12 protein-coding genes are annotated in these 13684 nt (G+C 53.3%); 1 reads left to right on the top strand and 11 read right to left on the bottom strand.

Features of this window, described 5'->3' with window-relative positions:
* Positions 1–6 precede the first annotated feature (6 nt).
* The 8 genes from hrcA to gpr all read right to left on the bottom strand — a co-directional run bounded on the left by hrcA (position 7) and on the right by gpr (position 10225).
* Complete coding sequence (hrcA, locus tag FPZ45_RS10795; protein WP_144701137.1) at positions 7–1032, bottom strand: heat-inducible transcriptional repressor HrcA; 1026 nt, start codon at positions 1030–1032, stop codon at positions 7–9.
* Positions 1033–1191: 159 nt separating this feature from the next.
* The gene (locus FPZ45_RS10790) at positions 1192–1692 is read right to left on the bottom strand and encodes an N-acetyltransferase (protein ID WP_144701135.1); all 501 of its coding nucleotides are present in this window, start codon (positions 1690–1692) and stop codon (positions 1192–1194) included.
* A gap of 139 nt (positions 1693–1831) precedes the next feature.
* Positions 1832–3013, bottom strand: a complete 1182-nt coding sequence (gene hemW, locus FPZ45_RS10785; protein ID WP_144701133.1) for a radical SAM family heme chaperone HemW — start codon at positions 3011–3013, stop codon at positions 1832–1834.
* Between the two features lie 96 nt (positions 3014–3109).
* Positions 3110–4927 carry a translation elongation factor 4 gene (gene lepA, locus FPZ45_RS10780; protein ID WP_144701131.1) on the bottom strand — a complete coding sequence of 606 codons (1818 nt, stop codon included), beginning with the start codon at positions 4925–4927 and terminating at the stop codon, positions 3110–3112.
* Positions 4928–5043: 116 nt separating this feature from the next.
* On the bottom strand, positions 5044–6993 hold the full coding sequence (locus FPZ45_RS10775; protein WP_144701129.1) for an endonuclease MutS2: 1950 nt from the start codon (positions 6991–6993) through the stop codon (positions 5044–5046).
* A gap of 425 nt (positions 6994–7418) precedes the next feature.
* On the bottom strand, positions 7419–7814 hold the full coding sequence (locus tag FPZ45_RS10770; RefSeq protein ID WP_144701127.1) for a DUF3679 domain-containing protein: 396 nt from the start codon (positions 7812–7814) through the stop codon (positions 7419–7421).
* Positions 7815–7829: 15 nt separating this feature from the next.
* On the bottom strand, positions 7830–9044 hold the full coding sequence (locus FPZ45_RS10765; protein ID WP_144701125.1) for a stage II sporulation protein P: 1215 nt from the start codon (positions 9042–9044) through the stop codon (positions 7830–7832).
* 176 nt (positions 9045–9220) lie between these two features.
* Complete coding sequence (gene gpr, locus FPZ45_RS10760; protein ID WP_144701123.1) at positions 9221–10225, bottom strand: GPR endopeptidase; 1005 nt, start codon at positions 10223–10225, stop codon at positions 9221–9223.
* Between the two features lie 127 nt (positions 10226–10352).
* Between gpr and rpsT the strand changes: the two genes are divergently transcribed.
* Positions 10353–10625: a 30S ribosomal protein S20 gene (rpsT, locus tag FPZ45_RS10755; RefSeq protein ID WP_144701121.1), complete on the top strand. Its 273-nt coding sequence runs from the start codon at positions 10353–10355 to the stop codon at positions 10623–10625.
* A gap of 119 nt (positions 10626–10744) precedes the next feature.
* Here the strand turns inward: rpsT and holA are convergent, their stop codons facing one another.
* The 3 genes from holA to FPZ45_RS10740 all read right to left on the bottom strand — a co-directional run bounded on the left by holA (position 10745) and on the right by FPZ45_RS10740 (position 13463).
* Positions 10745–11752, bottom strand: a complete 1008-nt coding sequence (gene holA, locus FPZ45_RS10750) for a DNA polymerase III subunit delta (RefSeq protein WP_342780039.1) — start codon at positions 11750–11752, stop codon at positions 10745–10747.
* A gap of 251 nt (positions 11753–12003) precedes the next feature.
* Complete coding sequence (locus FPZ45_RS10745) at positions 12004–12918, bottom strand: anti-sigma factor family protein (protein ID WP_144701118.1); 915 nt, start codon at positions 12916–12918, stop codon at positions 12004–12006.
* Positions 12915–13463, bottom strand: coding sequence for an RNA polymerase sigma factor (locus FPZ45_RS10740; RefSeq protein WP_144701116.1), 549 nt, complete (start codon positions 13461–13463; stop codon positions 12915–12917). The genes FPZ45_RS10745 and FPZ45_RS10740 overlap by 4 nt, the downstream gene beginning before the upstream one ends.
* Positions 13464–13684 lie beyond the last annotated feature (221 nt).

The following is a 13684-nucleotide window of genomic DNA, read 5'->3' as shown; positions in this document are numbered from 1 at the left end:
AGCCTATTACTTATGCCAACGGCTCATCAATTGGGCGATGTCCTTGGATAGATAATCCAACAGGCTAATGACTTTTCCGTACTCCATTCGGGTTGGCCCCAATATGCCGATCGTACCAAGCGATTGTCCGTCAAAGGAGTACGTAGCCGTGATCAGACTGCAATGATTGATCGCTTCCAGCGAGTTCTCCGTGCCGATTTTCACTTGAATTCCGTCGGAATTGGATTGAAACAGCTGCATGAGCATCTGCGTCTCTTCCAGCATTTCCAGAATGGTCTTTGCTTTGTCCACGTCTTTGAATTCGGGTTGGGTGAGCATATTGGATGCTCCGCTTAAATACACTTTCGGCTCCTGTTCTTCCGTAATGGTTTGATCCAGAAGAGACAGAATATCCTCGCAATGTTCCACGTACCGGCTCAGTTCCTTGGCGATCTCGCTGTGAAGGACGGATTTGACTTTGTAAAAAGGAACGCCCGCCAACCTTTCGTTCAACAGGTTAACGGTTTTCGTCATATCGTCCATTGAGACGCCGTCCGGAATCGTAATCGTGCGATGCTCGACATGACCGGTGTTCGCCACGATGATGGCAACCGCCGAAACATCGTTAATCGGAACGAGTTGAAAATGCTTCAGCGTCGTGTGAAACATTTCCGGTCCGAGAACGATGGAGGTGTAATTGGTCATTTGGGACAATATCGTGGCCGCATGCTCGACGATCCCTTCCCAGCGGTTCATCTTCTCCGCGAAAAAGGTGCGAAGCGTGCGGACGTCCTGATCCCCTACGCCGCCAAGCTTAACGAGGTGATCTACGTAATAGCGGTAGCCTTTAATGGAAGGGATTCGGCCGGCAGACGTATGCGGCTGCTCCAGCAAGCCCATTTCTTCCAGATCCGCCATCTCATTGCGAATCGTGGCCGGACTGAAAGAAACATCGCCACGCTTGGAAATGCTCCGCGATCCGACCGGTTCCGCGGAACGAATATAATCGTCGATAATCGCATTCAAAATCATCCGCTGCCGTTCGCTCAGCATCCGAATCTCCTCCTTATTCGTTTTACCGCTTTTTGATTCGTTAGCACTCCAATGCGTCGAGTGCTAACGGATAATACAAAAATACCAAACCGAGGGCGGTCGTGTCAAGGACGTTCCGGCTCGATTTGGCTCCAATTGGCCTGATTCGGCTTTAAACGATTATATTTGGGCGTAGGTCACTTTCTCGTTCTCCGGGATCGGCGCGATGACCCGAACGACCGCAATCTCGTCGCAACAATGCTGCTTAGGACAATTCACGCAATCCGTCCACACTTTTTCCGGAAAAATTTCTTTCTCGACGATCACAAAACCGTTCTTCTGGAAGAAGGCCGCTTCGTATGTCAATGCCATCACTTTCGGAATGCCCTGGATCTTCGCTTCCTCGATCAGCGCGTCGACTAGTCGACTTCCGATTCCTTGGCCTTTATAGCCTTCCGCGATACCGAGCGAACGAATTTCCACGAGATCGCTGCCAAGTTGACATAGCGAGCCGCAGCCGATCAGTCGCCCTTCATCCTCAGCCACGATAAACGTATCGATACTGCGGGTCAGGGCTTCGCGGGAACGCGGGAGCATAATGCCTTTCTCGGCATACCCTTTTATAAGTTCAAAAAGCGCTTCTACGTCCTCGGTCAGCGCATTGCGGCAGATGACAGACATAACGATTCCTTCTCTCTGTACGTTGAATATTTATGAATAAATATACAACAAAAGGAATGAACCTACAAGGTACAATTCGTACCGTCCAAGAAACTGTTTTTAACGCCCCTATACAATGATGTTCGCAGCAGCTCAACCGTTACACGAAAGCTCCGAACACTTCGTTGCCGAGCAATATACCGCGGGCTGTCAGGCGGTAACCATCGTCTGGGGTCTTCTCCAGCAAACCTTGGCCGATCAGCTTATTCAGCTCTTGGCCGTAGACATCGTCCAGCTTCGGCCCGCCGAATTGTTTGGCGAAGTCGGCCTGCGTGACGCCTTCCTGCAACCTCAATCCCACCATCATAAAGTCGCCCATCGCTTCTTCAACGCTTACGTCGCTTTTATCCAATCGGGGCAGCGCTTTGTTCGCCGCGTCGATGTACGGCTGGACGCCTTTGATATTGATATGCCGTTCTCCTAGCGCATAGCCGTGAGCGCCCGCTCCCAGCCCGTAATAAGGCTCGTTATGCCAGTAAGTGGTGTTATGACGGCTTTCGTATCCGGGCTTGGCGAAGTTGCTGATTTCATAATGACGGTAGCCGGCCTCTCCGAGACGTCCCATCAGATATTCATACATTGCAACCTCCTCTTCCTCTTCTGGGAGAGGAAGCTCGTCGCGCTGGTAAAGCCGGTGGAACAGCGTATTTTCTTCTACTTTAAGCCCGTACAGGGAATAGTGTGGCAGATCGAGCTCCAGCGCTTTGGCGACGCTATCCTGCAATTGTTCGAGCGTCTGGTTCGGCAAGCCGAACATGAGATCGATCGACAGATTCGTAAAACCGGCCGCTCTCGCGTTCGCGATGCTGCGAACGACATCGTCTGCGGCATGGATTCTCCCGATCGCGGCGAGCAAGCCGTTGTCGAACGACTGCGCACCGAAGCTGATCCGGTTAACGCCGCCTTCGCGCATCGCCGCCAATTTGTCCATGTCCGTCGTGCCAGGGTTAGCCTCCATCGTAAATTCCGCCCCGTCCGCCAGTGGAAAATGTTTTTTCACCGAAGCGAGAAACCGGGCCATTTGATCTGGCGAAAGCACCGTCGGCGTACCGCCTCCGACGAATACAGTTTCGATCGCTTCCGGAGGCAGCACGGCGACCGTTTGTTTCATTTCATTCTCGAGCGCGTCCAAATACGCATCGATCGGCTGCCCTGCGGCGACGTATGAATTAAAGTCGCAATAAAAGCACTTATTCGTGCAAAAAGGAATGTGAATATACAGCGCTCGGGGAGTCCACCGATGAAGCGGCGGAACTCCTTTTCCGGAGATCGGAGAACTCATCTTCGTCACCTCTCTTGAATAGCCGATCATCGTCCGCCAATAAAGAAAAGCGGGCCGGAAGCCCGCTATTTCGCATGTATGGCAGGAACCTGCTTTTTAATCTTCGTCCAGCTTCAGCACGGCCATGAACGCTTCTTGCGGCACTTCTACGTTGCCGACCTGCTTCATCCGTTTCTTGCCTTCCTTCTGCTTGTCGAGCAGCTTCCGTTTCCGCGAGATGTCCCCGCCGTAACATTTCGCGAGTACGTTCTTGCGCATTGCTTTGATCGTCTCGCGGGAGACGATCTTCTGGCCGACCGCCGCCTGGATCGGAACCTCGAACATCTGGCGCGGAATCAAATCCTTCAGCTTCTCGCAGATGACGCGGCCGCGATTATAGGCTCTGTCCCTATGGACGATAAAGGAAAGCGCGTCAACCTTCTCGGCATTCAGCAAAATATCCATTTTAACGAGCGCGGATTGGCGATAACCGGTCAGCTCGTAGTCGAACGAAGCGTAACCTTTCGTGCTCGACTTCAACTGATCGAAGAAATCGTACACAATCTCCGCGAGCGGAACGTTATATTTCAACGTGACGCGGTTCGTATCCAAGTACTGCATGTCGATGAACTCGCCGCGTTTGCCTTGGCATAGTTCCATAATCGCGCCGACGAAATCGTTCGGTACGATGATCGATGCCAGCACGAACGGTTCTTCCACGAAGTCGATCTTGCTCGAGTCCGGATAATCCGCCGGATTGGAAATTTCCAACACTTCGCCGTTCGTCTGCGTGACCTTGTAAATAACGCTAGGTGCAGTCGTAATCAGCGGAATGTTGAATTCGCGCTCGATTCTCTCCTGAATAATCTCCATATGAAGCATGCCGAGAAAACCGCAACGGTAGCCGAATCCAAGCGCCTGAGACGATTCCGGCTCGTAGCGAAGCGCAGCGTCGTTCAGTTCGAGCTTCTCGAGCGCGTCGCGCAAGTCATTGTAGTCCGTCGAATCGATCGGGTACAGACCGCAGAATACCATCGGGTTGATGTTACGATAACCCGGTAGGGGTTCCGCCGTCGGGTTTCTCATATCGGTAATCGTATCCCCGACACGAGTGTCCTTCACGTTCTTGATCGACGCGCTGACGAACCCGACATCGCCCGGTCCCAACTCGTCGACGGCCGTCGCGCGGGGCATGAACGTCCCGACTTCGACGACTTCGAAATTCGCGCCCGTGGCCATGAACTTCATCCGCGTACCCGCACGGATCGTGCCGTCGATGACGCGAATGTAACAGACGACTCCCTTGTACGCATCGTAATGGGAATCGAAGATGAGCGCTTTAAGCGGTTTGTCTCGATCGCCTTGCGGAGGCGGGATTTTCTTGACGACGTCCTCCAGAATTTCTTTGATCCCGATGCCGTTCTTCGCGGAAGCCAGTACCGCGTCGCTGGCGTCGAGCCCGATGACGTCCTCGATTTCCTGCTTCACCCGCTCGGGTTCCGCGCTTGGCAAATCGATCTTGTTGATGACGGGAACGATCTCCAGGTTATTCTCGAGCGCCAGATAGACGTTGGCCAATGTTTGCGCTTCGATCCCTTGCGCAGCATCGACGACGAGCAACGCTCCTTCGCAGGCGGCAAGGCTTCGGGATACTTCGTACGTAAAGTCGACGTGTCCCGGCGTATCGATCAGATGAAGCAAATACGTCTCGCCGTCATCAGCCTTGTATAACAGGCGTACCGCCGTAAGCTTGATCGTAATGCCGCGCTCGCGTTCGAGGTCCATCGAGTCGAGAACCTGGGCCTGCATCTCCCGGGAAGTCAGCGCTCCCGAATATTCCAAAATGCGATCGGCCAGTGTCGACTTGCCATGGTCGATATGCGCGATAATGCAAAAATTGCGAATGTGGCTTTGTTTAATTGAAAGTTGTGCCATTCCAATAAGTACCTCCAGCCGGTTCCTTGCGTCAAATGACAATCACTTCATTATAACAACGTATCCCCGCCGCATCAATGATCCTTATCTTAAAACGGTTGCGGCGGGCTAGTCGCTTATTCCTCCGACGGATTTTCGATCGTCATTCCCTCTACGTGACGCTTACCCATCAAACGGCGATTTTTGCGGTTTTCCACCGTATCGAACACGATGTCCAGATCGTAGTTATCTCCGGGATACAGATGTTTTTTGTCGATATATTTGCGCACCCGCTTATGGTTCAGCTTTATCTTTTCTTTCCGCACCTGCACAATCATGTTGCCCCGCTCGTCCGGCAAGCGATAGATAACGCCCGGCTTGCGCAGATGGGGGATAAATACGACGTCCCCGACCGTCCACTTTACCGCGGGTTCGTCACTCTTCGCGTCTGGCTTAGAGCTCTTTGCGGCATTTCGGTGAGCATCACGCCTTATATTGGGACTCGAAGTTTGCCCCGACCTCTCTTCTGACCCCGGCAACGTAATTTCCCCACGGCCCGTTTTCAAACCATCGGCAATCGAGCGCGCTCTTTCGATGATATTGCCCGGAATGCCTAACTTCGCCGCGATGACGAACGCGTAGCTGTTTCCCGCTTCCCCCATGTCAAGACGATAGAGCGGGCTTAGCGTCTCCTCGTCAAACGCCATCCTTGCGTTGCGGAAACCTTTCGTCACCCGGGCGTATTCTTTGATTTCGTTAAAATGGGTCGTCGCCATCACGACGCAGCCTCGCCGATAAAGCTCCTCCAGCACGGCTATGGATAGGCCGACGCCTTCCCCGGGATCGGTGCCCGTCGCCAGTTCGTCAAGCAATACGAGGGCGGACGGGCCAACGCTGCCCAAAATATCGATAACGTTACGCAAATGAGAGGAAAACGTGCTGAGCGACGAATCCAGGCTTTGACCGTCCCCGATGTCGGCTTCCACGGAGCTGAACACGCATAGGCTGCTGCCTTCGGCCGCCGGAATGAGCAATCCGGATTGCGCCATCAAGGTCAGCAGTCCGGCCGTCTTCAGCGCGACCGTCTTGCCGCCCGTGTTCGGTCCCGTAATAAGCAGTGCTCTGTATTCGCCTCCTACCCGTATGTTCAAAGGCACGGGGTTGCCCGCAAGAAGCGGGTGTCTGGCTTCCCGAAGATCGATCGTCCGGTCATCGTTCAGCTTAGGCGCGATGCCTCCGATCGCCAGTCCCCATTTGGCTTTGGCGAACAAAAAATCGTAATGGCCGACCGCTTCGAGATTAATGGACAATTCATCGGCATAAGATTCCGCCTCTCCCGTGAGACGAGCCAAAATCAACGTTTCCTCCCGATTTTCCTCCAGTCGCAGCTCGTTCAGATCCATCTGCAAACCGGCCAATTCGGACGGCTCGACGAACACGGTCTGGCCGCTCGACGATTCGTCCAACACCGTACCCGGAACCCGCTTGCGGTACTCTTTCTTCACTGGAAGAACGTATCTCCCTCCCCGCTGGCTGACGATCCGCTCCTGTAAAATATCCGCATGCCTGGACATTAGACCTTCCAGCTTTTTCTGCAGTTTCTCTTCCGCAGCGCGGATTTTTTTACGGAGCTTGTGCAAGTCGGAGCTGGCCGTATCGATGATCCGTCCCCTGTCGATGCAAGCTTCGATCGCTTCACGTAAAGGCTTCAAATCGAACATGGCCATGCCGTATCCCGCGACCGTCGGGGAATCCGATCTTTTAGCCGCCATATACTGCCTCAATTGTTCGCAGCTGCGTGAGAATTGGGCCAAAAAGCCGAAGTCCTGCTCTGCCATGACGTATCCCGTCCCGAGCAGCGGCATTAGTGTTTCCATGCCCTCTAACGATGGAAGCGGCGGATGTCCGCCCTTTGCGAGCAAACGGCAAGCTTCCTCCGTTTCTTCCAATCTCCGGCGAACAGCTTCCCTGTCGAGATTAGGTTCAAGCCTCTCGATTAGCCTTCTTCCCAAATAAGTCGAAGCGTATCCCGTAAGCAGTTCGACGATTCGATGAAATTCCAGTTTCTGAAGCGAATGGTTTCTCATGAGCTAATACCTCCTTGTTTTTCGATGCAGAAAATAAAAAACAGGCCGCAAGAACGTGCGCCATCGGCGCAAGCTCGCAGCCTGTCGTGAGTGTCGTCGAGGAATAGCGCAAGAAGTCGGCGTATGCCGGTTTAATTGCGCAAAAAAGCCGTACCCTGATGAGCACGGCTGATCTCCCCGATGATCTTCGTTACGAAGGGGCGGTCTTGACCGGTTCTTCACTGGTTATCCCAGCCGCGACGAATTCGAAAGGAAATAAACCTTAACCGATAAGGTTTCTCGTCCTTGCTTATTCGCGGCCTATTGAATAATTCAGTTCAGAACCAATACCAACATCAAAATTTCCCCTTACAAACGTGATGCGATTATCATAAGCCAGCCAACGTACAACGTCAAGCCCGAATGCTACGCGGGAGGCGTTGCCGTTACCCCAGCACTTTATCGAACAGCGATACGACAAAACGAATTCCGCCGCGTGACAGATCGTGCAGCACTTCGGCCGTTTTGCCGGACACTCGGTCGACGATTGGCTCGCGGTCATTGCGGGGAATGCCGAATTGCTCGGAGTCCTCTCCGAACGGACTCTCTTCGCCGGCCGCCGGAAAACGCTTCTTAACCGAAGACGGATCGGTCTTTTTCCCGGTCGGGGGCAGCGTCCAATCTTCCTCCGAGGAGGAAGAGGATCTTCCGAGCGAAGGGTCCTGCGTTTCCCACGGGCCTTTCACGTTCTCGATTCCTCGCGAAGACAGTTCCATTCCGTATAGAACCGCAAAACCCAGAATCAAGGCCATGATGAGTAACTTAAAGGTATCCCGGCGCATTATGCTTCCCTCCTTTTATTTGACAGAGATATCCGCTTTAACCGTCTTCTCTCTGTCCCAGTACAATTCCGCGATGACTTTCGCCAACACGTCGGCCGTCCGGTAACATTCTTCGAGCGTATTGTCGACGCCGCCGATCTCGATCAGCACGCTGTCCGGAGCGACCGATTGGTTGTATTCCCCGTTTCCGTTCGCGGCCGTCTTTCCCCATACCCCTCGCGACAGACCCGGATAGGTTTTCTCCAGCTGTTCGTGAATTTGATTGGCGAATGCTTCGTTCTCGCGCCAATCCGGGTTCCGGTGCCCGATGATGAAATACACTTGCGCGTAATCTTTGCCATTGATCGAAGCGGTCGTTTTTTTGCGTCGCTGGGAATCGCGGTGAATGTCGAAGAAATACTTCAGTTCCTTATTCGCGGCCAGCGCCTGACGAACCGTTTGCAATGAATATTTGTACGAAAAATTGTAATTATAGCTTTCGATGGTTGCCGCGTAATCTTTAGAAGAATGGCTTGCACCGACACCGAGCTCCTCCAGCTTGTCCGCTAGCCGTTTGCCGACCAGAGTTACATTCACCTTGCCGGAGTCGGCGCCTTTGCTGTCCGGACTTAGCTCCGGATAAAAGGATTCGCGATTATGCGAATGGTAGATAAACGCGACCTTGCGATTCCCCGTCGAACGAGTTTCTTCGATACCAGGCTTCCGGTCGTCGCGGGCGGGAGGCTCAGGCGAAGCCGTTTCGGGCGTTCCGATCTGATCTTCATCGGGCGGCAATGTCTGTCCGGAGTCTTCTAACGGGCTGCGGTCTTCCGGCGCTTCCGGTTCCCCGGTTCCCGGACGAAGCAGCACGGAATGATCCCGGTCCATGCCCGGCATCTCCAAAGCTAGCAAACTTTTGGGATCGTTAGCGTTAATATCGGTCATGAATCGCAGCAAGAAGGCGGCCATCCGGCCGGTTTGCAGCGGGGAATCAGCGGGTGCCTCCATCTGCGGAAGCTCCATGCTTAAGAGCGATTGAAAAAAATGCCCGGATAACGACGCTGCCCATCCTTTCATAGATTGCACGGGGGAAGCGGCCAAAGACTTCTGAACCATCCCCCCCAATCCCAGTATGACGAACAACAGCATGGAGCATACGCTTAAAGCGAAAAAAGCGCGGCCGGTAATCAGCATCCGACGCCATTTTGCCCGCGCAAATGCCCAATCGCGCGTTACGAAGCCACGTTTCATTCCTCTACCTCCCGGAGCCATCAGCTAACGAGGCGCCTTCTCTGTTTTCTGCGGTATCCTATCATATGAGAGAATCCAAAATGATAGAACCGCGAAATCAGAGGTTAATAGAGTCGCGAGCGCGGCTGCCCGGCTCTCGCAAGCCGGGAAAACCCTTCATTCCATGATCGGTAAAGCTAATGCGTGTATGCGGCGACGTTATCCTTATCGACGGCTTCATGAAGCGCGGCGTTCAGGCCGCTAGCGATGACGTTGGCGATGTCCTCGATAAATTTGTCGATTTCCTTGGGCGTGACGAGAAGATCGTGACCGAGTGGATTAAGAACCTCTTTCACTAACTGCAGCCGTTCCGTCTCGTCCATTTTGCCGAAGACGCCGAACAGCGGGTCGGTATTATCCGTGTGCCGTTTCATATGTTCGAATACGAGATCCATCGTATTGTTCACGATGGTCGAAGCGTACACGACGGTCGGAACGCCGATCCCGATACAAGGCACGCCGAGAATGTCTTTCGTCAAGCCTTTGCGCTTATTGCCGATGCCAGAACCCGGATGAATACCCGTATCCGCGATCTGGATCGTCGTATTCACCCTTTCAAGCGACTTGGCGGCAAGCGCGTCGATCGCGATAATCAATTCCGGCTTGGCTTTATCGACGATCCCTTGCACGATATCGCTTGATTCGATGCCTGTCGTGCCGAGCACCCCCGGAGCTACGGCGCTGACCGGACGATAACCCGGACTGACCTGGTCAGGCATCAATTCGAAGAAATGTCTCGTCACCATGATGTTGTCGATGACGATCGGACCTAACGCGTCGGGGGTGACGTTCGAATTGCCGAGGCCGACGATCAGAACGCTGCTCTTCGCGGTTATTCCGATCCGCTTCAGGAACGCCTCGAATTCTTTCGCGAACGTCGTCGCCACTTGATCCTGCAGCGTCGTATCGCCTTGCCTCATATCCGGCACTTCCAGCGTGACATAATGCCCGATCATTTTACCAATCTGTCTGGCGGCTTGGTCGGTTTGAATCTCCATTCTGGTGACGGTAATCCCCTCGCGGCTATCGGTCTCGGACCAGACCCCGGGAATGTCTGCGGACGGCTGCCCTCTTACGGCAAGCTCTCTCGCCTCAAGAGCCAAATCCGTGCGTACGTCGTACAGCGATAAATCTTTGTCCATCTGATGGAATAAGCCCCTTTCGTATGCGGATTAGAGATGGGATCCTGCTTGCTTTTTACCCCCTTGCATGATAGAATGTTACAAGTTGTGTGGAGAAATACTTCTGTATGTTCTGGAGGTGAAAAGAATGCCAAACATCAAATCCGCCATTAAACGTACCAAAACGAACGAAGCTCGCCGTCTGCGCAATGCTTCGGCTAAATCCGCTCTTCGTACAGCCGTTAAACAAGCTGACGTAGCGGTCGTAGGAACGGACGTAAACGCTGCTAAAACAGCTTACGGCGCGGCTCAGAAAAAACTGGACAAAGCAGCGACCAAAGGTCTCATTCACAAAAATGCGGCTGCTCGCAAAAAGTCCCGTCTGGCCAAAAAACTCAACGCATTGTCCGCGCAAGCTTAAGGCTGCGCCTGATGCATATGCGGCTTGCCGCCCTTAAAAGCGGCAGCTATTAAAGAGCCATCCTCTGCAGGATTCCCTGCTGTAGGATGGCTCTTTTGGCATTGATTTATGACTTTCGTTTAGCCGGCGCTACCGGACCCTGTCTTCAACAAGAACAGTTCGAGTCCGAGCGCTTTTTCGACTCGTCCAGTCTTCATCGCGTAATCGAGTTCCGCTAGCTCATTCAGCAGTACCGCGAGCCTCTCTTGGCTGAATTTCCGGGCCTGCTCGCCCGTAATTTTCACCGCGTACGGATGCAAACCGAGTTGGGAGGCCATTTGCTGCGGCGAATAACCTTGGTTACCCAGCTCTTTGACGTAAAGCATATTGCGGAATTGGCGGACGAGCAACGCGAGCAGCTTGATCGGCTCTTCCCGTTGCTTCAGCAGGTCGTAGTAGAGAGTTATGGCCTCTCTCGTGCGAAGCGCGGCCAATTCCTCCGTCAGCTTAAATACGTTCTGCTCCGTCGCCATCGGCACGAGGGTTTTTACCGCATCCAGCGTTACCGTTCCCCCTTGCCCCGCATGTAAGCAAAGTTTATCCGTCTCCGCTGCGAGCGCATGCATATCGGTACCTACCCGCCGAATCAATTCTTCGGCCGTCTCGGTTCCCAAGGAACGCTCTTGATTTGACGCTCGCTTCAGCAACCAGCGAAGCAGCTCGTCCGGCTGCAACGGACCGAAGGAAACAACGGCATCTTTGGCTTTGGCTGTTTTTACGATCTTTTTGCGCTCATCGAGTTTTTCATGCGATACGATAAAGACGAGGACGGTCGTATCCATCGGTTGCTCCATGTACGCAAGCAATCTCTCGGGGCGGTGTTCGATCCGCGAAGAATCTTTTCCTGCCGCGAACAGAACGTTGTCCCGCACGAGGACGATTTTGCTCGGAACGAGAAAAGGCAGCGTCTCCGCTTCATCAATGATCGTGTCGAGCGGTGTCTCCCCCGTATCGAAACGGACGATCGCCATCTCCTTATGTTCGGGCTGTACGAGCTGCTCCAGCATACGCTCGATAAATTCATTCATCAGATAGGACTCGGTCCCGTAACATACGAAAATCGGCGAGACCTGGTCTTGCTTTATCAATCGAAAAGCCTTCTTGGCATCCATTGCGCCGCTCCCTACTCTTGATCTCCCCCCATTGTACAACAAACGACAAAGAGATCACACCTTTATACAAGGCGCGATCCCTTTGTTCTCGGACATCTATATCAACGTTCGCCGGCCGGGCCATGGTACCGGCGCGAACGAGCGTGACGAGGGTCCGCAGACTATCGTCAACTCCATCCGTACACTATACGCATCCCGCGCAAAAAGGTGACCGAGGAGTTGCAAATTTAACGTTTCGATTCCTTAGAAGCCGCCAGATCGAATTGCCAGTTGGTTTGATTCCCTTGCGCATCCGTGACCGTATAATAGAGAATCGTGCTCGTGTCGTTCCATTCCAGCGAACCGATCGTCCCTTCTAACGGTTGGGAAGAGTAGATTACACTGCCGTCTTCGATTTTGACGATCTTGAACGTTTGAGCTTCTTCTCCCGCGACCGCGCTCCACTTGCCGTCCGGAGATTCCGCTTGCTCGGACGCAACCGTGAATCCGGAGATTTTCGATTCGTCCCCGGTAGTGAGCGTCGGACGTTCCACGGATGAAGGGTTTGCTTCGGGCGCGATTCCCATCGCTCCAGCTATCGAATTGCCAGAATCGGCATTCGAGGCCGAACCGGTTTCCCCCGTGCCTCCGGACTGATCAGACATATCGAGTTCGGACGATCGCTTCGACATCAGCGAAGAGCTTTCATTCTTGGCCGGAGCCGCAGCAAGACTAGGTGCAGACGCGTCGTTGCTGCCCTTGCTCCCGCTCAGCAGCCATTGATCCGGATGGCCGAACAGCAACAGTCCGGCGATGACGCCGGCGGCGACCGTTCCCGCTACTTTGCCGAATAAATGGCGTGAAGGGCGGTTCGACCTGATCGGCGCCGGCGACGCATCGCGGCTCCCCGATGTTTCTTGCCCCTCGTCCGTCGCTTCGATGTGAAGGCGTTCCAATTCCGGCATGATCGAATCCACGATGCTGAACTTCGGCACGACTCGCGGCAACTGTTCGAGCTCGCTCGACAGCTTCTGCAATCTCACTAACATGGCGGCGCAGTCAGGGCATTGACCGGTATGATCCATCATGAGCGATGTTTCTTGTTCGTCCAAATCGCCATCAACGTAACGCTGCATGAGTTCCATCACCTCTTGGCAATTCATCCCCGGACACCACCTTTCTGATAATCTTGAAGTAGAATTTGCAATTGCTGCCGGGCTCTAAATAAGTAAGACTTTACGGTGTTCAGCGGCAAGTTCAAAGAGTCGGCAATTTCATTGTACGAGAAATCCTGCAAATAACGGAGAACGACAACGGTACGATGATGCTCGGGAAGCTTACCGATGGCCTCGCGTATTTCCTCCGCGGCGTACGCGGAAAGAACTTCCGTCTCTACATTATCTCCCGCTTCGAAGACCATTTCGTGTTCCTCGATGGACACGGAAGATTTCTTGCGACGAAATTTATCGATACAAATGTTCGTGACGATTCGCTGCACCCAAGTGCGAAATTGAGCTTTTTCCTCATAGGACCCGATTTTTGTATATATCCGGATTAACGCGTCCTGGGACGCATCAAGCGCATCCTGTTCGTTATTCAGCAAATAGTATGCGGTCCGATAGACTTGATTCTCGATTTCGCGGAGTAGCGTAACGAGAGCTTCCCGGTCGCCCGCTTGTGCGGCTTTGATCAGAGCCGGCTCCACCACAGAAGATCCTCCTCTCCTGCACCCTCTCAGACGCCGATGTCCGATAAAAGGTTGCATTCCCCCCGTGGGAATTTTTTGGTAAATAAATGCTTTTCCCTATAAGTCTAGCAAAATAATTCGAATAGGAACAATGTTTTATGTTGGATATACGGAACCGAATACTATTATACACTGTCTAATAGGTTGGAGGTGAGCCTGTGGAGTCTGAATATTTAAAACAT

This window comes from Cohnella terricola (assembly GCF_007786475.1).
GTDB classification, from domain to species: Bacteria; Bacillota; Bacilli; order Paenibacillales; family Paenibacillaceae; genus Cohnella; species Cohnella terricola.
The sequence above is the reverse complement of the archived record's forward strand: the minus strand, read 5'-3'. Positions and strand labels throughout refer to the sequence as shown.